This is a genomic window from Formosa sp. S-31, from assembly GCF_051172795.1.
GTDB lineage: Bacteria > Bacteroidota > Bacteroidia > Flavobacteriales > Flavobacteriaceae > Formosa.
Genome location: NZ_JAENDK010000007.1, coordinates 25,689 through 48,420 on the forward strand (window position 1 = coordinate 25,689; position 22,732 = coordinate 48,420).

The following is a 22,732-nucleotide window of genomic DNA, read 5'->3' on the forward strand; positions in this document are numbered from 1 at the left end:
ATTAAATATTTAATGAACACAAATGCTTTCTCACTGCGTCATATAGGTCCTAGACAAGCGGACCAAGACCAAATGTTACAAACTATTGGTGTAGACAGTTTAGACCAGCTTATTTACGAGACTTTACCAGATGGTATACGCTTACAAAAGCCGCTTAATCTTGAAGCGCCGATGAGTGAGCACGAGTACTTAACTCACATTCATGAGTTATCTAATAAAAATAAATTATTCAAATCGTATATCGGATTAGGATATCATCCAACTATTTTACCAGCTGTTATTCAGCGTAATATTTTAGAAAATCCAGGATGGTATACTGCCTATACCCCATATCAGGCCGAAATAGCTCAAGGGCGTTTAGAAGCTTTATTAAATTTCCAGACTATGGTTACCGACTTAACCGGAATGGAAATTGCAAACGCATCGCTTTTAGATGAAAGTACTGCTGCTGCTGAAGCCATGAGCTTATTATTTGCCGTTAGAAGCAGAGATCAGAAAAAAAACAAGGTGAACAAATTCTTTGTTTCTGATGCTATTTTACCACAAACACTGGCGCTATTAGAAAGCCGTTCAAACCCAATCGGTATAGAATTAGTTGTAGGTGAAGAAGCCAGCTTCAATTTTGGTTCAGATTTCTTTGGTGCTATTTTACAGTACCCAGGTAAGGACGGTGCCATTACAGATATTAAAAGCTTTATTGAAAATGCTAATGCAGCCGATATTAAAGTAGCCGTTGCTGCAGATATCTTAAGTTTAGTTAAACTTGAAGCTCCTGGAAAATTTGGAGCAGATGTGGTAGTTGGAACAACGCAACGTTTTGGTATTCCAATGGGGTACGGTGGACCACATGCTGCATACTTTGCTACTAAAGAAGCTTACAAACGTGATTTACCTGGCCGTATTATTGGTGTAACCAAAGATATGAACGGAAACCGTGCTTTACGTATGGCCCTACAAACACGCGAGCAGCATATTAAACGTGATAAGGCAACCTCTAACATTTGTACTGCTCAGGTATTACTTGCCGTTATGGCAGGAATGTATGCCGTATATCACGGACCTAAAGGTTTAGAGTTTATTGCAAGTACAGTGCATAATAATGCATCAGCCCTTTCTGAAGGCTTAAAAACCTTAGGATTTGAGCAACTAAACAATAACTTCTTCGACACTTTAAAAGTTGAAGCAGATGCAGAAAAAGTAAAAGCTATCGCTGAAGCTAAAGAAATCAACTTCTTCTACCCTGATGCGAATACCGTTACTATTTCAATAAACGAAACCACTTCTGTTTCCGATCTTAATGCAATCCTTTCTATTTTTGCTGAAGTCGCGCAAAAAGAAACTATCGTTATTGAAACTGTTGCAGAGGTAAACAATATCAATACTGAATTACAACGTACTTCTGAATTTTTAACTACAGAAGTATTTAACACGCATCATTCAGAAACTGAATTAATGCGTTATATCAAAATGCTTGAGCGTAAAGATTTATCATTAAATCACTCGATGATTTCTTTAGGATCATGTACTATGAAACTTAATGCGGCTTCAGAAATGTTACCTTTAAGCTGGGCTAACTGGGGAAGTATTCACCCTTTTGTTCCTGTAGAACAAGCTGAAGGTTACCAAACCGTATTAAAAGCTTTAGAAGATCAGTTAACCGAAATTACCGGATTTGCAGCAACGTCTTTACAACCAAACTCTGGTGCTCAGGGCGAGTACGCCGGATTAATGGTTATTAAAGCGTACCACGAATCTCGTGGCGATCATCACAGAAACATCTGTTTAATTCCTTCTTCTGCCCATGGAACCAATCCTGCAAGTGCGGTTATGGCCGGAATGAAAGTGGTTGTAACAAAATCTACTGCCGAAGGAAATATAGATGTTGAAGATTTACGTGAGAAAGCGGAGCTACACAAGGATAACTTATCGTGTTTAATGGTAACATACCCATCTACTCACGGAGTTTACGAATCTGCCATTAAGGAAATCACGAAAATCATTCATGATAACGGCGGACAGGTTTATATGGACGGTGCCAACATGAATGCTCAGGTAGGTTTAACAAATCCAGGAAATATTGGTGCAGACGTGTGTCACTTAAACTTACACAAAACGTTTGCTATTCCTCACGGTGGTGGAGGTCCTGGTGTTGGTCCTATTTGTGTGGCTAAACAATTAGTTCCGTTTTTACCAGGAAACCCGGTAATTAAAACCGGTGGCGAACAGGCTATTAAAGCTATTTCTGCCGCTCCGTTCGGATCGTCTTTAGTGTGTTTAATCTCTTACGGATACATTAAAATGTTAGGCGCTCAAGGCTTATTAGATGCTACCAGAACAGCAATCTTAAATGCCAACTATATTAAAACCCGTTTACAAGGCCACTTCGACACCTTATATTCAGGAGAATGTGGACGTGCTGCACACGAAATGATTGTAGACTGTCGTCCGTTTAAAGCTAACGGAATTGAAGTAACAGACATTGCAAAACGTTTAATGGATTACGGTTTCCACGCTCCTACAGTATCATTCCCTGTAGCCGGAACCTTAATGATTGAACCTACCGAAAGTGAAAGCAAACAGGAAATGGATCGTTTTTGCGACGCTTTAATTTCTATCAGACAAGAAATTGACAACGCCGATAAAGACGACACCAATAATGTACTGAAAAATGCACCGCATACTTTAGATATGTTAACAGCTTCCAACTGGGATTTCCCATATTCAAGAGAAGCTGCCGCTTATCCTTTGGAGTATGTTAAGGATAATAAATTCTGGCCTTCAGTAAGACGAGTAGATGACGCCTTTGGAGACCGAAATTTAATCTGTACCTGTGCGCCAATAGAAGATTATATAGAAGCCTAATTACGGTGTTGAACATCGTAAAATAGGTAGCATAAAACATTGCCTTTATAGTTATTGTTCTTATCTTGAAAACGATAAAACATGCTATAAAGGCAATTTCTTTTTTATGAACATAAAAATCACAGGAACAGGAAGTTACATCCCTCCAGTTGTTAAAACCAACGCAGGATTTAAAGACTACACATTTTTAAACAATGACGGTTCTAAATTTGAAAATGACAATACTGTCATTATTGAAAAATTTAAGGCCATTACCGGCATTTCTGAACGTCGGTATGTAGGCCCCGAAATTTCCTCCTCAGACATCGGTTTTTTTGCTGCCGAAAAAGCCATTAACGATGCCAATATAGATCCTGAAACTTTAGACTATATTATTTTTGCCCATAACTTTGGAGATGTTAAACACAACTCTATTCAAAGCGATATTCTTCCAGGCCTCGCTTCACGTGTAAAACACCTCCTTCGTATAAAAAACCCGAAATGTGTAGCCTACGATATTTTATTTGGCTGTCCGGGCTGGATAGAAGGTGTTATTCAGGCTCAGGCCTTTATCAAAGCGGGAATCGCAAAAAAATGTCTGGTTATCGGTTCGGAAACCTTGTCCAGAGTTATTGATATTCACGATCGTGATGCCATGATTTTTTCTGATGGAGCCGGCGCTACTATAATAGAAGCAACAGACCAGACCGGAGGCATTTTAGCCCACGAAACTGCCAGTTACACTTACGACGAAGCTTTTTATTTATACTACGGAAAAACCAACAATAAGGCGGTAGACAGCGAAACGCGATACATTAAAATGGAAGGCCGTAAAATTTACGAATTTGGCTTAAAACACGTCCCTAGCGCCATGAAAAGCGCTTTAGATGCCTCAGGAGAAGACATTTCAGCTGTCAAAAAAATATTTATTCATCAGGCTAACGAAAAAATGGATGAAGCCATTTTAAAGCGTTTTTATCGCTTATATCGTACCGAAATTCCGGAACACATTATGCCTATGAGTATAAACAAACTTGGAAATAGCTCGGTGGCCACCGTGCCGACTTTACTCGACCTGGTTAGACATAATAAATTGGAAAACCATGAGTTAAACCAAGGGGATGTTATTATATTTGCAAGCGTTGGTGCCGGCATGCACATAAATGCCATAATTTACAAATATTAAAAACACCCTTAAGCCGGGTTTTAACATGTACGAAAGTCATTTTCCGCATAAGCGGTATAAACATACTATTGAATTTTTAGAGCAACACATCCCTACCGGATCCCAGATTTTAGATTTAGGGGTTGTAAACCCCTTTACCGAAATTATGGAAAACCACGGCTATAAAGTTAAAAACACCACTGGTGAAGATCTCGACATCGACACCAGTGCTATAGAAAACTCTGACGATGAAATAGTAACGGCTTTCGAAATTTTTGAACATCTGCTCTCCCCTTTTACAGTTTTAAAAGCTATTAAAGCTAAAAAGCTGGTGGCCAGTGTACCGTTAAAACTTTGGTTTGCGAGTGCCTACAGAAGTAAAACAGATATGCGCGATCGTCATTATCACGAATTTGAGGACTGGCAATTCGACTGGCTTTTAGAAAAAACAGGATGGCAGATTAAGGCCCGACATAAATGGACCAACCCCACTAAAAAACTTGGAATAAGACCACTTTTAAGACAATTTACTCCTCGCTACTATATTGTATATGCCGAAAGAGTGTAACTTTGATCTTTAAAAATTCTATTTTTGAAATTCTATATTGTTATACCCGCCCATAACGAAGCCGATTCCATTGCATTAACTATAGAGTCGCTTATTGCTCAAACGATAACACCTACAAAACTTGTAATTGTAAACGACCATTCTACCGACGCTACGGGGGACATCGTTTCTTCTTACATGCAGAATCACCCATGGATTTCTTTAATAAATGTAAAATCTGAAGACAAACATTTACCGGGATCTAAAATTATTAATGCATTCTACAAAGGCTTAAATGCGCTGGATGAAGACTACGACATAATCTGTAAGTTTGATGCCGATCTTATCTTTCCAGCGAATTACTTAGAGACCATAGCCGACCATTTTAATGCCAACCCCAAACTGGGAATGGCAGCGGGATTTTGCTATATTAAACAAAACGACAACTGGGTTTTGGAAGGACTTACCAATAAAGATCATATCAGAGGCGCTCTAAAATCCTATAGAAAACAATGTTTTTCAGATATAGGCCAGTTAAAACCCGCCATGGGCTGGGACACGATAGACGAATTATTAGCCAAATTTTACCATTGGGATATTCTTACTGATGAATCTTTACACGTAAAACACCTGAAACCTACAGGAGCGAGTTACAATAAAAGCTCCAAATACATGCAAGGCGAAGCCATGTATAGAATGCGGTATGGTTTTACTATTACAGCTATCTCTGCGTTAAAACTTGCCTTAAAAAAGAAAAATATTTCTCTGTTTAAAGATTATATGACGGGGTATTTTAAAGCCAGAACCAATAAAACAGAAGCTTTAGTTACTAAAGAGCAAGGCATTTTTATACGCAAACTCAGATGGCAGGGCATGCTACAAAAATTTAAAGCATAAAAAAACACCTAAGCCTTCGCTTAGGTGTTTTTTTAAGGCACTCTAATAATTTATTGTAAACTCGCCAAACTCGATTTAAGAGTTTCTATTTTAGCTAAAGCGTCGGCTTCCTTTTTACGTTCATTGGCAATTACCTGTTCCGGTGCTCCATTAACAAAACGTTCGTTAGATAGTTTTTTCTGCACAGATTTTAAGAACCCTTCAGTATAATTTAATTCTTCTGAAAGCTTTTTAATTTCAGCTTCCACATCTATAGCCCCTGCCATAGGAATAAAATATTCATTAGATTTTACTCTGAACGTTAATGCGCCTTCTACAGCTTCATTTACGTAATTAATACCTTCTAAATTCCCCAGCTTGATAATTACCTCATCAAAAGCTGTAGACACTTTATCATTGTTAATTACAGAAAAACCAATAGCGTCTTTAAACGAAATATTCTTTTCTTTTCTAATAGTACGAATTCCGGAAACTACTTCAGATGCAAATTCAAATTCAGTAATTAAAGTCTTATTTACTTCGTTTTGCTCCGGCCATTTAGAAACGATTAAGGCGTCTTCAGGCGAACGCTCTGTAATATGCTGCCAGATTTCTTCTGTTAAGAATGGCATAAACGGATGCAAAATTCTCAGATTATTTTCTAATAAACCTATTACAGCAGCAAAAGTTGTTTTATCGATTGGCTGCTCGTATCCCGGTTTTACCATTTCCAGTAACCAGGAACAGAAATCGTTCCAGATTAATTTATAGGTTTCCATTAACGCATCACTAATACGATATTTACTGTAATGGTCTTCTATTACCCCCAAAGTTTCCTGAAACTTTGCTTCGTACCAGGCTATTGCAATTTTAGAAGCTTTAGGCTGCTCGATATCTGCAACCTGCCATCCGTTAATCAATCGAAACGCATTCCATACTTTATTTCCAAAGCCTTTTCCTTGCTGGCAAAGGGCTTCATCAAACATTAAATCATTACCTGCAGCACTACTTAACAGTAAACCTACACGAACACCATCGGCACCAAAATCTTCAATTAATTTTAGAGCATCCGGAGAGTTCCCTAAAGACTTACTCATTTTTCGACGTTGCTTATCGCGAACAAGCCCTGTAAGGTATACATTATTAAATGGTCTTTCCCCCTTATACTCATACCCGGCAATAATCATTCTGGCTACCCAGAAGAATAAAATATCCGGTCCGGTAACTAAATCATTCGTCGGATAGTAATATTTAATTTCTTCATTCTCAGGATTGCGAATACCGTCGAAAACACTCATTGGCCATAACCAAGATGAGAACCAGGTATCTAAAGCATCTGTTTCCTGACGCAAGTCACTAGTTGTTAGTTGCTGGTTGTTAGTTTTTTGTTTTGCCAAAACCAAAGCCTCTTCGAGGCTTTCAGCGACTACAAAATCTTCTTTCCCGTCGCCATAGTAGTAAGCAGGGATTTGTTGTCCCCATAATAACTGACGTGAAATATTCCAATCGCGGATGTTTTCCATCCAGTGACGGTAGGTATTTTCGAATTTCTTTGGGAATAACTGAATTTCTGAATCTTCACCTAAAACCGCTTCTATAGCAGGTTTTACCAATTCGTCCATTTTCAAGAACCACTGGTCACTTAAACGTGGTTCGATAACGGCTTTTGTACGCTCAGAGGTTCCTACTTTATTTACATGAACTTCAGTTTTTACTAAAGCGCCAATTTCTTCCAGTTCCTTTGTAATAGCCTTTCTAACCTCAAAACGATCTTGACCTTCGTAATGTAATCCGTAACTGTTTAAAGTCGCATCTTCGTTGAAGATATCAACAACCTCAAGATTATGCTTATCACCTAAAACCTTATCATTTTCATCGTGAGCTGGTGTTACCTTTAAACACCCTGTTCCGAATTCAACATCTACATACTCATCCTCAATCATCGGGATAACGCGACCACAAATTGGCACAATCGCCTTTTTACCTTTTAAGTGTGTAAAGCGCTCATCGGTTGGATTGATACAGATAGCGGTATCTCCAAAAATAGTTTCTGGACGCGTGGTTGCAATGGTTAACGTATCGTCGCTACCTTCAATTTTATAATTTAGGTAATAAAGATTCCCCTGCTTTTCTTCGTAGATTACTTCCTCATCAGACAAGGTTGTTTTTGCTTCCGGATCCCAGTTTACCATACGGTAACCACGGTAAATCAGCCCCTTGTTATACAAGTCAACAAACACTTTTATTACGGCTTCCGACATATCGTCGTCCATCGTAAACTTGGTTCTATCCCAGTCGCAGGAACATCCTAATTTTTTAAGCTGCTCTAATATTACTCCGCCATACTCATGCGTCCAGTCCCAGGCATGCTTTAAAAATTCATCGCGCGATAAATCATTTTTGTCAATACCCTGCTCTTTTAATTTAGCTACAACTTTAGCTTCGGTAGCAATTGAGGCATGGTCTGTCCCTGGTACCCAACATGCATTTTTTCCTTGTAAACGCGCACGACGAATAAGTACATCCTGAATCGTATTATTAAGCATATGCCCCATATGCAACACACCAGTAACATTTGGAGGTGGTATTACTATGGTATATGGTTCTCTTTCGTCTGGTGTTGAATGAAAATAATTATGTTTCATCCAGTAGTTGTACCATTTACTTTCTACAGTATTTGCATCGTATTTTGAAGGAATATCAATCTGCATAATTTATTTTAAATCTTTTATAACTTTAAATGAAAAGCGCTTTTATTATAAAGACTTTATTATCTTTACACTAAAGCTACTACCCACTTTGGAATAGTTTTTGAATATAAACATGCAAAAGTACTTATATTTATTTTTGAAGTGAAATTATATTGGGTATTTCTAGGATGAAACAGATTAAATGAACGTTAGGTTAAACTGCAATTCATCTAATATTTTTGCATATTGTCTGAAAAGTCTTTAGGTTTACATTAAAAATTAAAACATAACAAGATGAAACAACTTATCACTATTTTATTTATCGGATTAATAAGTTTCTCAATCCAAGCACAAGACAAAGTCGCTAAAATTAAATTTAAATCGGAAACCATTGATTATGGAACGATTGAAAAAGGCGCCAATGGTGTTCGGGTTTTTGAATTTACCAATACAGGTGATGCTCCATTAATCGTATCTAAGGTTACATCTAGTTGTGGTTGTACGGTTCCTAAAAAACCAGATGCTCCAATTTTACCAGGTGAAACCGGACAGATTGAAGTAAAATACGACACGAACAGAGTTATGCCTATTAGAAAAACAATTACTGTAATTTCTAATGCTGACACACCAACAGTGGCTTTAAAAATTAAAGGTGAAGTAATTGACCCTAGCAAAGCTCAGGTTATGGAAAAAAAAACTAAAAGCGTTGTAGAACAATAAATTTAAATTGCTTTTAAACATATTAGAAACCCCTTAAATAAATTTTAAGGGGTTTTTATTTTAATGGCGATTCCAAACGAAATTTATAATGAGACTCGAACCCGTTTCTATCTACCTCCATTTTTATTTCTTCACCTTCTTCACCATAAAACAATTCCATTATTTCCTGAAGTTTATAACTGGAAGCGTCTCTGTTATTCACTTTTATAACCACATCGCCCACTAATAACCCTACGCGTTTAGCCGGGGAATCCTCCCGCAATTCTACAATTACAAACGCAGGTTTTACCATCATATTATATTCTGGGGTACTCCCAAAATCAATCTTGATATTGTTATCCGAAATTTGTCTTAAAAACTCCATAGTAGACTCCGCTACCAACTGTACACCGTGATGTTCCAGTTCAATTCCACTCATATTATAACGAAATGGCTTTTTAAAATATCGGTTTCGCTTTAAGGTCAGTTTAGCCTTTCTATAGTCAACAATCATATTAAAACGCATGAGAACATTTCCTGCGATACTTCCATTTCTATCCTTAAATTTTTTAGCCATAAACACATCGCTCGAATCGGGGTAAGCCACATTTACATTCTCAAACGAAAAGCCCTTTAATTTTAAAGCGTCTATCTTGGACCGTTTTCCATATACACTACCACTTAATCCATGACCTAAAAAGTCTATAAAGTACTCCGAATTGGCATGTAACCCCAGATTTTTATTTTCGAACAACCACAATGCATCACTACCTCCTGAATCTATCAGCAGTTTTACTGGAATAAAATTTCCATCGACCTGAACTTCCAAATTCAAATACGGTTTATTGTTGTAAAATTCCAGATTTAAAGTTTCGCAGTCCCGACATGCTTTATAATCGTAATATTCTGGATCGAACAATTTAATATACTTGGCACTATAATTAATTTCGACTACAAAATCCTTAAACAGATCATACCCAATTATCCCGTGTATTGGCACTCCAAGTTTAGGCGTAAAATTAATACTGGAATCGTAAATAGCATAGAGATCCTGATTAGAGGACACCGCCTCCCCTATTTTAAACGTATTGTTTTTAGATTTTAAGGCTTCAAACGCATCGCCTTCTCCCAAACCTCTCAAAAAAAATGCTTCTGTATTTCTAATCTGGAGCGTATCTTCTTCATTAAAAAACCCAAACACTATGGGTTTAGCCACTCCGGTATCTAAAAGAAAAGACAAGTCCACACCGTTAACTTCAACAGGTAATACGATGAGATTATTAATAAGTTTAAATTTAATTTTATCGGATTTCTGGTGATCCGGGAGTCTAAATTTATTCTGTGCATATCCCCATTGAAAACAACATAAAACAACAAATAAAATGTAAGCCGGCAGTTTCACTTGAATTCGAGATTAAAATTTAAAATCAACAGTATTTATTTAATAAATTAAGAATACCATTACTATTTCATGATATAATTTACTAATTCTTAAAATACACTAACATTAATTTACAACAATTTATTTACACTCTATTTTTATAATCAAGTTTTAAGAAAAATTCAAGAATATTTTTGCAACTTTGCGCTTTAAAAATTTCAAAATGCCTAAAATATCCAATAAAGGGCTTGCTATGCCCGAATCTCCTATTCGTAAATTGGTTCCTTTTTCTGAACAAGCTTATAAAGCAGGTAAAAAGGTGTACCATTTAAATATTGGTCAGCCAGATATTAAAACTCCGGAAGTTGCACTAGAGGCTGTAAAAAACAATACCTTAAAAACTTTAGAGTATTCAAGATCTGAAGGATCTGAACAGTATAGAACTAAAATTGCCAACTATTATAAAAACCATAATATAGAGGTATCTCATTCTGATATTATCGTTACAACTGGTGGTAGTGAGGCTTTATTATTTGCCTTTGGAAGTATAATGGATGTTGATGATGAAGTTATTATTCCAGAACCATTTTATGCTAACTACAATGGGTTTTCAACAGCTTCGGGAGTTAAAGTTGTTCCTGTAATTTCTAAAATTGAAGACAATTTTGCCTTACCTCCTATTTCGGAATTTGAAAAATTAATCACACCTAAAACAAAGGCTATTTTAATTTGTAATCCTGGTAATCCTACCGGATATTTATACTCGGAAGAAGAAATCCAGCAATTAGCCGCTTTAGTTAAAAAACACGATTTATTTGTTATAGCAGACGAAGTATACAGAGAGTTTGCTTACGATGGAGTTAAACACCATTCCATAATGTCTGTTCCTGGTTTAGAAGAAAATGCCATAATGATTGATTCTGTATCTAAGCGTTACAGTATGTGTGGTGCTCGTATTGGTTGTTTGGTTTCTAAAAACAAGGAAGTAATCAGTACAGCATTAAAATTTGCTCAGGCTCGTTTAAGCCCGCCTACCTTAGCTCAAATTGCTAGTGAAGCTGCCTTAGATACGCCGCAAAGCTATTTTGATGAAGTAAGTACAGAATATGTAGACAGACGTAACACCTTAATAGAAGAATTAAATAAAATTGAAGGTGTTAAAGTTGGAGCGCCAAAAGGAGCGTTTTACTGTATCGCGGAATTACCTATAAAAAATTCTGATGCCTTTGCTCAGTGGTTATTAGAATCGTTCGATGTAGACGGAGAAACTGTGATGGTAGCTCCTGCGGGAGGGTTTTATTCAACACCAGGTGTAGGATTAAATCAGATAAGAATAGCTTACGTCTTAAATAAACCAAGTTTAATTAAAGCGGTAAACATTTTAAAAGAAGCCTTAAAAGTATATAAAGACTAGTGCAGATTCAGCATAACATAGCTTTAAAACCTTATAATACCTTCGGAATAGATGCCGTAGCCAAACACTTTGTTGCGGTATCTACTCTCGAAGATTTAGTAGCTGTTTTACATTTAGAACAGTACCCTGAAATTTTTATTTTAGGTGGTGGCAGCAATATCCTGCTTACCAAAGACCTGGATACTCTGGTTGTTCTTAACCAAATTAAAGGTATTGAGATTGTATCAGAATCCGATAATGAGGTCATAGTAAAAGCCAATGCTGGAGAAAACTGGCACAATTTTGTCTTGTGGTGTCTGGATCAGGATTTTGGCGGACTGGAAAACTTATCGCTTATTCCTGGAAATGTTGGTACGTCTCCAATTCAGAATATCGGTGCTTATGGTGTCGAATTGAAAGATGTTTTCTACTCATGCGAAGCCCTAAACCTACAAACAAAAAAAATTGAAACCTTTAACAATGCAGACTGTAAATTTGGGTATAGAAACTCCATATTTAAACATGAAGCCAAAGGTAAATATATTATTACAAGTGTGTCGTTTAGACTCAGTAAAACCAACCACACACTGCACACCAATTACGGTGCTATTACTTCTGAACTTGAATCATTAGGCGTAAGCAATCCTACTATTCAGGATGTTTCAAAAGCTGTAATTAATATAAGAAACAGCAAATTACCAAATCCTAAAGATATGGGTAACAGTGGAAGTTTTTTTAAAAACCCTGTCATTTCCACTCAGGAATACAACGCGCTATTAGCACAGTTCCCAGAAGCTCCCTGCTATAAGGTTTCAGATAACGAAGTCAAGGTCCCTGCCGGCTGGCTCATAGAAAAAGCAGGATTTAAAGGCAAAAATATGGGACAATACGGAGTGCACAAAAATCAGGCACTGGTATTAGTAAATTACGGAAATGCCAAAGGTGAAGACATTTTTAAATTCTCTCAATTAATTCAAAAAACCATACTTCGCATATTCAATATCCATATCGAATCAGAAGTAAATATATTATAATAGCAATAATTTAGCTAACTTTGGTTAAGGACTATTGATTTAACGACACTAACTAAACCCTTTAATTTTGATTGCACCTATAGAACAGGAAATCGTCGGGCTTTTAAAGCACGGCAATAAAAAAGCAATGGGCTTACTGTATCAGCATTATGCTGACACACTGCTTGGTGTTATATCGAAAGTGATTTCCGATGAGGATTTAGCACAGGACGTCCTTCAGGAAAGTTTTATAAAAGTCTGGAAAAAATCAAAAACTTACGACCCGAGTAAAGCCAAGTTATTTACCTGGTTATATCGCATTGCCTATAATACAGCGATTGACAAAGTAAGATCTGTATCTAATAAAGATACAAAGGAAGTCCAGATTGAAGTTTCTCACGTATATAAGTTATCGGCAGAAGGCTTAAATCAGGATGTGATGGATATCCGAAAACACCTTCAGTCTATCGACCCCAAGTACCAAATAGTACTAAATGCACTCTTTTTTGAGGGTATGACACAACAGGAAGCAAGCGAAGAACTAGACATTCCGCTTGGGACTATAAAATCGAGATTGAAAATTGGACTTCGAGAATTAAAAAAAATCTACGATCCAAAATAAATTAATGTTATGAATGAAAAAATTACTTTATTTTTAAATTCTGACCTGTTAGAAAATTATCTGATAGGAGCGACTTCTAAAAAAGAAGCAGAATTAGTAGAGACCTATATTTCTAAGTATCCAGAAGTAGAACACGCTTACAACACCTTACAACATAATTTAGAAATTGTATCTAAATATCATGCTGTTGAAGCGCCAGCATCTGTATTAGAAAATGTTTACAACGCTATTGCCGAAGAGACCGAAGACACTCCTGTTTTACCTTTAAAAGTAAAAACAAGACGAAGAGCGGTATTCTTAAGATACACCTCAATCGCTGCGAGTTTAATCGCAGTGATATTTGCCGGTGCCTCATCGATATTTTACATCCAGAATCAGGAATTAAAAGAAGAGAACCAAGTGGTTGTCGATGAAATTTTTGATTTGCGTAGTGATATTGACATGAATAACAAAAAACTGGATGAATTGATGGCACAGTTTAAACAACTGAACAATCCTGAAACTCAGAAATATGTTATAAAAGGCAATAACAGAGCGAAGAATTTAAAAACTGTAGCTTACATTAACCCTAAAGAAAAAACATCGATGATAGATGTGGTTTCTTTACCACAATTACCAAAAGAGCAATGTTACCAGATTTGGGCAGAATTAGAAGGTAAAATGGTAAACCTGGGAATACTGGATGAAGCAGACAGACAGTTAAGGGCAATACCTTACACCGAAAATGCTTTAGGGCTTAATATTACCATAGAGCCTAAAGGAGGAAATACTAATGCGTCTTTAGAGAATTCGGTAGCCGAAATTTCCTTAAAAAGCAGAGATTAAATCAACTAAAAATTCTAACACATTTTAAAGCCTCAATGTTCCAATACATTGAGGCTTTTTTTAGTTTGAGCTGAAAAAATTAAATTTTATAAATCCTACTATTTCGGAAACAATAGCACCAATCCTCCTCTAATTCCCCAGTCGCCAGTGGTTCCGCCTCCATAGAGAATTCTTGGACCTAACAGCAACTGAGCCATTTGAGAGCCTATGGTAATAACTTTAGACCCTACAATATTAATTGCTCCACTACTCGCGTCTGCCTCCCAATTTTGTGTAAATTCTGTATTTAATGCTAAAGCATAGCCTCCTGCAAAGTTACGCGCAATAAAAGGCTGAATAAATGTTGAACTAACATCAGAACGGTCACTATCCCCTGCCACAGACCAAACATGATTTATAAGTCCACCTACAGTAAAACTACCTAGCTGTTTAAGAGCAACTGCCGTTGGCCCTATTCCAAACTTCTTGGTTCCTAATAAATCATCGGTAGCCGTAGGCACTAAAAGCACTGGTCCGGCTCCCCAAATCAGTCCACCCGCAGTTGGTGCTTTAGGAGAAAAAAATGCACTAACAACAGCATCGCTTAATCCCGTCTGCGTTCCACTATTACCATAAACATCATGCTGGCTTATAAAAGGCAGTACAACACGAGCAATTAAATTCCAGTCCTCGCTAATCCCTATAGGTATTACCGGCTGAATATTTAAGGTAAAACGTGTTCCGTCTTCCGGATCGAAACCAAAATCCATATTACCCTGAAACGGCACACTAATTAAACTGGCTACAGGGTTTTGGAGTTGCTTGGCTAAAGCATCGGCTTCACTTGCCGGAGTAGCTGTTTCTTCCTGAGAATAGCTAAAATTAGAAAACAGTAAAACAGCTGGAAAAATTAAAAGGCGAAAAAATCTTTTCATAATGTGTTGTTGGTTTTAATGAAAAATAGCAGATACAAGATACAATTTTCCGTGTACAAATATATTAGTGTCCCCATAAAACTTTAATATACAAAGTACAACGGATAAAATTGATTTTAAAACCCAAATCCTAACGCAAAAGCTACCCGCAATCCATCAGATGAATTAAACAGTCCGATATTTGCAGAAAATAACCCGGCTCCATTGGCAAACAATCCGCCTCCATAAGAATTATGCCATGTATCAGAATCCTCATGAGAAGCCCAGACCCGACCATAATCAAAACTACCGTACGCTCCTATTTTTAATGGTAGAACAGGTGTTTTTAAATTACTAAAGCTATAGCGTACATCGCTATTTTGATAGAAGGCGGAATGCCCTGTGAAACGCTGATTTCGATACCCTCTTAAACCATCTTCTCCACCGATGGCAGCTGCCTGGTAAAATTCGTAATCATCACCTGTGTTTACCTGCCCCTTAATTGTAGAAGCCAAAACCAAACGTCCGCTGTAATTTAATTTATGTACTAGTGACATTTTAGGTATTATATAGCCATGCCCTCTGTTAGCGGTGTCTAAATTCTTAGTATAACCTAAATCTAACTGAAATAATAACCCTGTAGTCGGATATGCTTTATTATCATAGTTTGAGAAATGATAAGCCGCATTAACATTTCCAAACTGTACTTCTTCAAAAATATAATGTGGTAATAATGCCCCGTTATCCTGAACAAATCGATTTGATGATTTATGAACTTCCACAGTTTCAAAATCCAGACCCAATTGTATTTTACTTCCTCTGTTTGAATTCCACACCAAAGATGGAGATATGTTAAACGACCGTACTTTTACCCGATTATAATCCAGCCCAAATTCATCATCAAAATTTGAAGTTTCATTGCCATAGCCGAAAAAATTAAGCGTGTAATTCGGACTTTGGAATCCGACTTCAATCAATAGATTTAATCGCCCTAAAACATGTGCAAACTCGCCGGCATACAATAATTCAAAACCATTTGTTGCAAAATAATAAGCCCCTTTAACTTTATGCTGACTGGTAAACGGATTTCTCTCAAATCCATAAGTTGTGTAGGTTTCTGCCAATCCTAATTTAAATCCGTCATCGGGATTCGCTCCTAGAATAGGAACTAATTGATTCGTATTATTTTTTAATTTTTTGTAGTTGTAAACGTTGGTTTCATAATCATCTGTAAGCTTAATTTTTGCATGTCCCGCCTCACTAAAATCGTTTGCTTTTGTTTTATAATCGTAAATCTTAACATTCTTCCCCTTTTCCACATTATAGTCATCCTTATTCTGTCCACCGATTAAACGAATTTTAATTTTACGGCTTTTTCCCTTGATAACAAACGTATCATCATCGTCTAAACCATAAATCCAGATTTCTTGCGTTTGATTCGGGTTATAAACTCTATGATGAAACCTATCCTTAACGGTGTCATCTTTTTTCCTGAGCACCGATACTTCAACCGTCCCATCTTCAAAACTTTCAACCTCAATAAAATCGTCTTTGTTTGTCCCGGTAATAACAGCAAATTTATTTACGAGTTTAAAATATCTATCGGAAATAGTCTGCAAATTACTTCTTCGCGATTTCAATAAATTTTTCATTTTTACTACCGTAGAATCCTGAACTTCTTTCGGTAATTCTAAAAAGGCTGCGTCTATAACCGAATCTGTGATGTGTTGTTGAATATATTTTACCTGAGCATCCCAAACTGTTTTATCGATATCGGTTAAAAATGCCATATCTAAAGGATAGGGTTCCATGTTTACTCCTTTTACATCCTTTAAATCCGGTGCGTACTTACGAAGAACACGCGCTGCCGGAATAAGCGTTACTCCAGCACTTAACATAACACCCTCGGACATCATTGAAAACGCCTGATCCCGATCTCTGGGTAAAGCCTTATAAACTGTTTTACCATTTTCCTTAAAAGCCATCCAACGCCATTGATCGTGATGCCTGTCCCAATCACCAATAAGCATATCGAACAACCTAGATCTCATAAAATTTTCCTGATCTACGGCAATATCCTCATCAGAATGGATCTCTTCTATCAAATCCAGCGTACTTATTATTTCTCCTGTAAAATTATTTCCCCCTAAGTACAAATGACCATCGGATGCATGTTCTTCAAACAAATACAACTCATTACCAAAAGTATCATTAAACTGTTGCAATGCATTCTGCTTGGGGATATAATACAACTTCGGATTTAGATGATAGATGCCTGTAGCATCGGATAAAGTACCTATTACCAAAGGCGCATAAGGATGTGCTCCAGTAAAAACATCTTTAACTAAAGCCTCGGTCTCGGTATTATCAAATTGTCCTTCTACATATTGGTCTCCAAATACAGCTGCCTGAATATATTGCGTAGCACTTTTATTAACAGCACGCATTACATATTGTCTTCCCTGGGCATCCTCCAGTCGCAACGATCGGGATTGAGTACCTCCTCCTTTCCGCACTGGTTTTAAACCGCCATACAAAGTATCCAGATTTACCGTTTTAGCCGTAACAGGTTTACTATAATACGTCCTAAATCGTTCTCCCCACAACATCTTGTAAAAAGGAGATTTAGTAGTTTCTTCCTTAGAATACACTGAAGCTTCAATGGAATCTAAAAATTGCTCGGGATAATTAATTAATGGTTTCTTTTTTAAAGTATTAATATCTTTTCTAAACACTACAGCATTAGACTCTGCCTCCACAAATTGCACGTCTGAAGTCTGATCTTTATAAACATTTAATACCGCAAATCCATTTGCTCCCAGACCAAACTGTTCTGCACCTCTGGGTCTTACCCCCGTAGTTTTAGATCCCGAACCGCTAACAATTTGCGTAAGATTGTCCGATTGTATAAACTGTAAATTATGCTCATGACCCGATAAAAATATTACATTGTCATTTTCCTGTGCTGCCGCAATTACGTGCTTTCGTAAGTCATTGTAAAACCAGTTGGACAAATCGGCGTTAGATACACCCGTTGTAGTTCGCAAAATATTTTTAACAGTTCCTAAAACAGGAACAGGTTTCATGTGTTCCTTAAACGTATACTGCCCTCCATGCGGCCCGTTAGTAAACATAGGATGATGAATAGCGACCAGCGTGGTTTTCCCTCTAGCCTTTTTAATTTCGCTCCTAAATTCATCTAAAAAGCGATCTCTAGTTTTTATTCCACATTTATCATTAATCGCGGGCTGCTTATTCCAATTGGTAATATACCATTGCGAATCGACCAGTAGCAGCACCACTTTTTCATTAATTTTTATTCTCTCTATTGCACAGCCATTTTCCGGCTTAAAGGTGTTTTTACCCAGAACATCTTCTACCATTTGTTCTTGCCGTTTTAAACCTTTGATACCACTATACCAATCATGATTTCCCGGTACAAAAAAAACACGACCCGGAAATGTTCTGGCCACATCAAGTTGTACTTTTAAAGCTTCTTTAGCTGCCTCATGTCCTTTTTCTTCCTTGGCAGGAAATCCCTTGGGGTAAATATTATCACCTAAAAAGAAAAGAAAATCATGTTTATCGGCATTCTTAAAATACTCCTGCATGGCCAATAGAGCTTTAGGAGCATTATTTTTATCAGGTTTACCGGCATCACCAACCAAAAACAAATTAACAGTTTCCTTATTTATGTTAAGCAGTTCCTGTTTTAGTGGTTTAGGCTGAATAGACTTAAATGTTGCACAGGAATAACTAAAAGTAAATACAATTAATAGTAATATTTTCTTCATTTACCGACCGTGTGTATTAATGAGAACGCTCTAAATCTGCTATAGAAAACAAGGTCTCCTCTCTTTGAAGATTCTGGTTAATTTCTGCCCGTATAGCCTTTATCCCGCTGGCACCCTGCAATTCTTCCAGTTCTACGATTTCAACAGTATTTCCGATGTAATTTTTAGACTGCAAAAATTCAAAATAATTAAGATACTCCTGCTCTATTTCATTACTGGCATATACCACACATAATTTATGAGGTTGTGTTAAACGTTCGTTCGTCCCCTTAATGAAAGCTTTATCAATACGTTTTTTAATCATTTCATAGCGCACGTTATAAGCCCCATCTACATCAAAATGTTTTTCATCTATACGATAGCGAATCGTTAAAGGCCCTTCGTACACGAGAATTAAAGAGGCTACATCTAAAGACACTAATAATTCCTTTTGCTGTTCGTAATACATGGCCTCCATTTCGCACATAACCTGCAACTGCCACAACCTAAGATTATATAAAACTGAAGGATGATAATTACCGTGTTCGGCTATAGACTGCCCCACATACATGTTGTGTTCAATACCATCTGTTTTGAATTTTTCAAAATAATGAGGAAAAATAGTTTGAGCCTGTTCCTGTTTTTTATCCAGAAAATTCCCCAGTTTCGTATTAATTAAATTTAAAGTATCATCGTAGTTCTTTCGGGCCACATACAAAGAATGAGATTCCGGATCCAGCGCTTTTAAAAAGGCATTTACCGCTGGCGTTTCTTGCTCACTTTTATCGAGATGCCTAAACAAAGGCAAAATTTTCTTATCAAAAAATAAATGAATTTCCTGCTCCGTGGAACTATGAAATTCAGCCTTTAATTCAAATACATGTTTATCTATCAAATAAATAAGTTGCTCATAAAAAGGCATTCTATCGTTTTGCAATAACTCCTGTAACGCTAATTTAGCATCTTCCAAAGCCTGATTGAGATCTGATTTAATGGCATGGTTTCTAGCCTCCGAAGACCCTACCACATCTATCTGGCCATATAATGGCTGTACATTTTCAAACACAATTTCTTTGAAATTTGCCGACTTTCCAAGATTCCTGTTCTGAATATATGCGCTTGCTTCCTCTACGAAACGCCATTGAACTGCCGGATGAATTGAAGTACATTCATTTTGAATTACCGCACTAATTTCATTTTCATATTCCGTAATGGAACGTCTCGAATAACTCATAATAAAAGGCATAATAGTATCCAGTTTCACCATATTAATGGCGTTTAACTGATTAACCTTATATGCAGCCAATTCGATAATAAACTTAAGGTCTCCATCTATTTTAACAGGGAGTAAAATGACACTTTTTAAATTTTTAGCCAGTAAGGTCTTACTTAATTTATTACCATTATTTTTCTTATAATACCGTTCTACATTCGAAATTACCGTAGGGACGTGATCTTTAAATAATTGTTTATAAATATGCTTACAGGCATAATTATTACAAGATAAAGTGTCGTTTTTATTTATACTTAATGTACCTAAACCCTTTTCGAATGGTAAAGACAGTTTATTTCCATCCACTTTATAACTGCCGACCTGTAAATCGTGAATTCCGAAAATCTTTCTAAGGTCTTGGATAATATTTTGAAATACTTCCTTTCCGGGTTGAATTAAATGGGATTTAAATTCATCTATTTGATGATCCAAAGTAACATCAATCATATTTAAAATTCCAAAACCTTCAATCGTCCAGGAATTCTCAGGAAAATAATGATTCCACACATTCAAATCATGTGCATTAGTTAGTAATTCATCCAGAATGTCGGGTGTTATTTCAATGGCATTTTCATTAGGATACATTTCCATAAAGTCCGCATTAAACGTCACCCTGTAACTTTTTAAATTTCCGGAACCGTCATCCAGATTTAAATGTTTTGGTCGCCCAAAATCTACATTAAAACCATAATACTCATTTAAGATTATGGCATAAGTCATTAAATTTATAGACTCATCCGAATCTTTGAATAGTTTTTGAAAGACTTCCGAAGTATCGGATGTTGTATTAGCATTAATTTGTTTAAACCGATTGGAAATATAAAAACTCTGGTTAGAGTATGGATATACTGCTGCCTTAATTTCATTGTCTGTTAAAACAGATGGGAACAAAAAAGACATAATCTGATCTATCTCTTTGGTGTATGCATTAAAACCTTCAGGCGTGGAAGTCCCGGAAATCAAAACTGGATTTGCTTCTAAAATTTCAAGTACAAATTTAGCCTGCATCTGCTCCATCACATTCTCTGAATGCAGTAAGGTCGTGTACCGTTCCTTTAAAAAACGAAAAGAAATTATAGGTTTAAACGGCCCTGTTCCTAATTGTCCCATACTGTATCTATTTTATGTTTGCCAAAAAGTTATAACTCACTAAAAATGAAAGTGCAGAAACAATAATACCAATCATAAAAACGGTATATGTTATTCGTAACAATCTATACTTACGTTCCAATACTAAACCCAGAAAATATAAATCTTTAGTGAGCGAATTATATAAGGTATCCTCATTTTCGATCAAGTAGTCGATACCCCATTCAAAATCTTGCAAAGACATTTTATAAAAGTTACCAAAGAATAAAATATTAGTAGTTTTATTTTTTATCATATCCCGAATGGCAGATGCTTCCAGATTTTTATCGTTAGAGACATTGGGCCGCGTTGATAGTACAGATAAAATTACCGAAGCCACGCTAAAAAGCATTAATATAAGTGTAGGGTATACCAGAAAGCTATTTGAAGCATTATCCAGTTTAGGTACCAGATTAGACAGCGCTACAGAAATTATAATGGCATTTACAGACAATAAAATATTTGCTTTTGTATCTGCAATAGCACTCAACTCAATGTGGTTTTTTAACACCACTCTAAACATCGTATCTACCCCACGTCCAGACTTTTTATTTTTAATCTTGTTGGCCTGTTTTTCCTCTAGCTTCGCCAATTTCTGTTTTAAATCAAACACATTAATTTCTTTAAGCGGCTCCCATTTGCTTTTAGCAAAATCGGTATAAAACTTTTGGTTGCATAGAAAAGTAACATTTTGCTTTAGCCAGTCTAATTCTGAAATGTCCTGTTCCTTTTTATACTTTATTTCCAGTCGCAACTGCTCTGAAGTTTCTGAGAACGATGGTAGTGCAACATGGCTGCAATCGGCATCTTTAATAATTTTCTCTAAATGCGTTTTAGGCGGCACACCAACTTTTGTTGCTAAAATCAGTTGTTCTACTTCAGCAATTTCCTGTTCCGGCATTGCTCTATTACCCAAAAAATCACGCGCAATTTTGGCGCCTATTTCTTCATTATTCTCATCCTGGTCTATATATCCGCAATCATGAAACCAGGCAGCTAACGTTAATAGAAAAACATCTTGTTCACTACAGTTTTCAAACTTTACTAACTCTTCAATAGCATCAACAACCCGTTGTGTATGCTCTATATTATGATAAAAATTTTTGGGCGATAGTTTCTCCTCAAACAATTTACGCACAAAACCTTCGGCTTCCGCCAGTAATACGTCTTTCATAGATTAAATATAGTCAAATTTACACTGAAAACCGCTCACATTACTTTGAACCGGAATTAATCCAGCCTTAGGTAAAAACCTAAAAAGCCCTTCAGAAATCAGATTCTAAAGGGCTTTTATTTTTAAGTTTTCAGTTTAAACCTTATTTAAACTTTGAAATACCTTCATTCAACCAGGTTTTATACTCGGCTACATCTGGTGTATAACCTACTGGCTCGATTAAGGTATTTTCCTTATGATCCATGATAACATAGAATGGCTGAGAGTTTGCTTTATATCTGCTTGCCTGTAAGTCGCTCCACGTATCACCGAAATCTTTCATAAACTTACCCGGACGGGAAGCATATTCTACTTTCATATCTTCCGGTAGTTCCTTTTTATCGTCTACATAAAGTGAGATCAACACAACATCGTTCTTTAAAATATTCAGGATTTCTGG

General features: G+C 36.5%; 15 protein-coding genes and 1 pseudogene. 9 read left to right on the forward strand and 7 right to left on the reverse strand.

Features of this window, described 5'->3' with window-relative positions; translation table 11 throughout:
* The first annotated feature begins 12 nt into the window (after nucleotides 1-12).
* From gcvP to I3217_RS08495, 4 genes are all read left to right on the forward strand, one after another.
* Nucleotides 13-2,862, forward strand: a complete 2,850-nt coding sequence (gene gcvP / locus I3217_RS08480; RefSeq protein ID WP_435049331.1) for an aminomethyl-transferring glycine dehydrogenase — start codon at nucleotides 13-15, stop codon at nucleotides 2,860-2,862.
* Nucleotides 2,863-2,968: 106 nt separating this feature from the next.
* Nucleotides 2,969-4,027 (forward strand): 3-oxoacyl-ACP synthase III family protein, encoded by a 1,059-nt coding sequence (locus tag I3217_RS08485; RefSeq protein WP_435049332.1) that lies wholly within the window; start codon nucleotides 2,969-2,971, stop codon nucleotides 4,025-4,027.
* A 25-nt stretch (nucleotides 4,028-4,052) separates the two neighbouring features.
* On the forward strand, nucleotides 4,053-4,574 hold the full coding sequence (locus I3217_RS08490; protein WP_435049333.1) for a methyltransferase: 522 nt from the start codon (nucleotides 4,053-4,055) through the stop codon (nucleotides 4,572-4,574).
* A gap of 24 nt (nucleotides 4,575-4,598) precedes the next feature.
* Nucleotides 4,599-5,450: a glycosyltransferase family 2 protein gene (locus I3217_RS08495; RefSeq protein WP_435049334.1), complete on the forward strand. Its 852-nt coding sequence runs from the start codon at nucleotides 4,599-4,601 to the stop codon at nucleotides 5,448-5,450.
* 50 nt (nucleotides 5,451-5,500) lie between these two features.
* Here the strand turns inward: I3217_RS08495 and I3217_RS08500 are convergent, their stop codons facing one another.
* A complete protein-coding gene (locus I3217_RS08500; RefSeq protein WP_435049546.1) occupies nucleotides 5,501-8,134 on the reverse strand; it encodes a valine--tRNA ligase in 2,634 nt (877 codons plus the stop codon).
* Between the two features lie 279 nt (nucleotides 8,135-8,413).
* Between I3217_RS08500 and I3217_RS08505 the strand changes: the two genes are divergently transcribed.
* Nucleotides 8,414-8,839, forward strand: a complete 426-nt coding sequence (locus tag I3217_RS08505) for a DUF1573 domain-containing protein (RefSeq protein WP_435049335.1) — start codon at nucleotides 8,414-8,416, stop codon at nucleotides 8,837-8,839.
* A 55-nt stretch (nucleotides 8,840-8,894) separates the two neighbouring features.
* Here the strand turns inward: I3217_RS08505 and I3217_RS08510 are convergent, their stop codons facing one another.
* Nucleotides 8,895-10,220 carry an aspartyl protease family protein gene (locus I3217_RS08510; RefSeq protein WP_435049336.1) on the reverse strand — a complete coding sequence of 442 codons (1,326 nt, stop codon included), beginning with the start codon at nucleotides 10,218-10,220 and terminating at the stop codon, nucleotides 8,895-8,897.
* Nucleotides 10,221-10,422: 202 nt separating this feature from the next.
* On the opposite strand from I3217_RS08510, the gene I3217_RS08515 reads away from it, so the two are divergent.
* The 4 genes from I3217_RS08515 (at nucleotide 10,423) to I3217_RS08530 (ending at nucleotide 14,052) form a co-directional block, all read left to right on the forward strand.
* On the forward strand, nucleotides 10,423-11,613 hold the full coding sequence (locus tag I3217_RS08515; RefSeq protein ID WP_435049337.1) for a pyridoxal phosphate-dependent aminotransferase: 1,191 nt from the start codon (nucleotides 10,423-10,425) through the stop codon (nucleotides 11,611-11,613).
* A complete protein-coding gene (murB, locus tag I3217_RS08520) occupies nucleotides 11,613-12,626 on the forward strand; it encodes a UDP-N-acetylmuramate dehydrogenase (RefSeq protein WP_435049338.1) in 1,014 nt (337 codons plus the stop codon). Before I3217_RS08515 ends, murB begins: the two co-directional genes overlap by 1 nt.
* Before the next feature lie 67 nt (nucleotides 12,627-12,693).
* On the forward strand, nucleotides 12,694-13,227 hold the full coding sequence (locus I3217_RS08525) for an RNA polymerase sigma factor (RefSeq protein ID WP_435049339.1): 534 nt from the start codon (nucleotides 12,694-12,696) through the stop codon (nucleotides 13,225-13,227).
* A 9-nt stretch (nucleotides 13,228-13,236) separates the two neighbouring features.
* Entirely contained in the window at nucleotides 13,237-14,052 is an 816-nt protein-coding gene (locus I3217_RS08530) for an anti-sigma factor domain-containing protein (protein ID WP_435049340.1), read from the forward strand.
* Between the two features lie 98 nt (nucleotides 14,053-14,150).
* On the opposite strand, the gene I3217_RS08535 is transcribed toward I3217_RS08530, so the two are convergent.
* The 5 genes and pseudogenes from I3217_RS08535 to I3217_RS08555 all read right to left on the reverse strand — a co-directional run.
* Nucleotides 14,151-14,966: a hypothetical protein gene (locus I3217_RS08535; protein WP_435049341.1), complete on the reverse strand. Its 816-nt coding sequence runs from the start codon at nucleotides 14,964-14,966 to the stop codon at nucleotides 14,151-14,153.
* A gap of 116 nt (nucleotides 14,967-15,082) precedes the next feature.
* The gene (locus I3217_RS08540; RefSeq protein WP_435049342.1) at nucleotides 15,083-18,739 is read right to left on the reverse strand and encodes a metallophosphoesterase; all 3,657 of its coding nucleotides are present in this window, start codon (nucleotides 18,737-18,739) and stop codon (nucleotides 15,083-15,085) included.
* Nucleotides 18,740-18,755: 16 nt separating this feature from the next.
* Entirely contained in the window at nucleotides 18,756-21,101 is a 2,346-nt protein-coding gene (locus I3217_RS08545) for a hypothetical protein (protein WP_435049343.1), read from the reverse strand.
* A 7-nt stretch (nucleotides 21,102-21,108) separates the two neighbouring features.
* Entirely contained in the window at nucleotides 21,109-22,293 is a 1,185-nt protein-coding gene (locus tag I3217_RS08550; RefSeq protein ID WP_435049344.1) for a Pycsar system effector family protein, read from the reverse strand.
* 142 nt (nucleotides 22,294-22,435) lie between these two features.
* Nucleotides 22,436-22,732, reverse strand: a pseudogene (locus I3217_RS08555) (thiol:disulfide interchange protein); the annotation flags it as partial.

What these genes read in the sequence shown, in the direction of transcription:
- I3217_RS08530 (WP_435049340.1), top strand. Translation starts at nt 13,237, where the DNA reads ATGAATGAAAAAATTACTTTATTTTTAAATTCTGACCTGTTAGAAAAT.
- I3217_RS08535 (WP_435049341.1), bottom strand. Translation starts at nt 14,966, where the DNA reads ATGAAAAGATTTTTTCGCCTTTTAATTTTTCCAGCTGTTTTACTGTTT.
- I3217_RS08515 (WP_435049337.1), top strand. Translation starts at nt 10,423, where the DNA reads ATGCCTAAAATATCCAATAAAGGGCTTGCTATGCCCGAATCTCCTATT.
- I3217_RS08545 (WP_435049343.1), bottom strand. Translation starts at nt 21,101, where the DNA reads ATGGGACAATTAGGAACAGGGCCGTTTAAACCTATAATTTCTTTTCGT.
- I3217_RS08540 (WP_435049342.1), bottom strand. Translation starts at nt 18,739, where the DNA reads ATGAAGAAAATATTACTATTAATTGTATTTACTTTTAGTTATTCCTGT.
- I3217_RS08490 (WP_435049333.1), top strand. Translation starts at nt 4,053, where the DNA reads ATGTACGAAAGTCATTTTCCGCATAAGCGGTATAAACATACTATTGAA.
- I3217_RS08485 (WP_435049332.1), top strand. Translation starts at nt 2,969, where the DNA reads ATGAACATAAAAATCACAGGAACAGGAAGTTACATCCCTCCAGTTGTT.
- gcvP (WP_435049331.1), top strand. Translation starts at nt 13, where the DNA reads ATGAACACAAATGCTTTCTCACTGCGTCATATAGGTCCTAGACAAGCG.
- I3217_RS08505 (WP_435049335.1), top strand. Translation starts at nt 8,414, where the DNA reads ATGAAACAACTTATCACTATTTTATTTATCGGATTAATAAGTTTCTCA.
- I3217_RS08550 (WP_435049344.1), bottom strand. Translation starts at nt 22,293, where the DNA reads ATGAAAGACGTATTACTGGCGGAAGCCGAAGGTTTTGTGCGTAAATTG.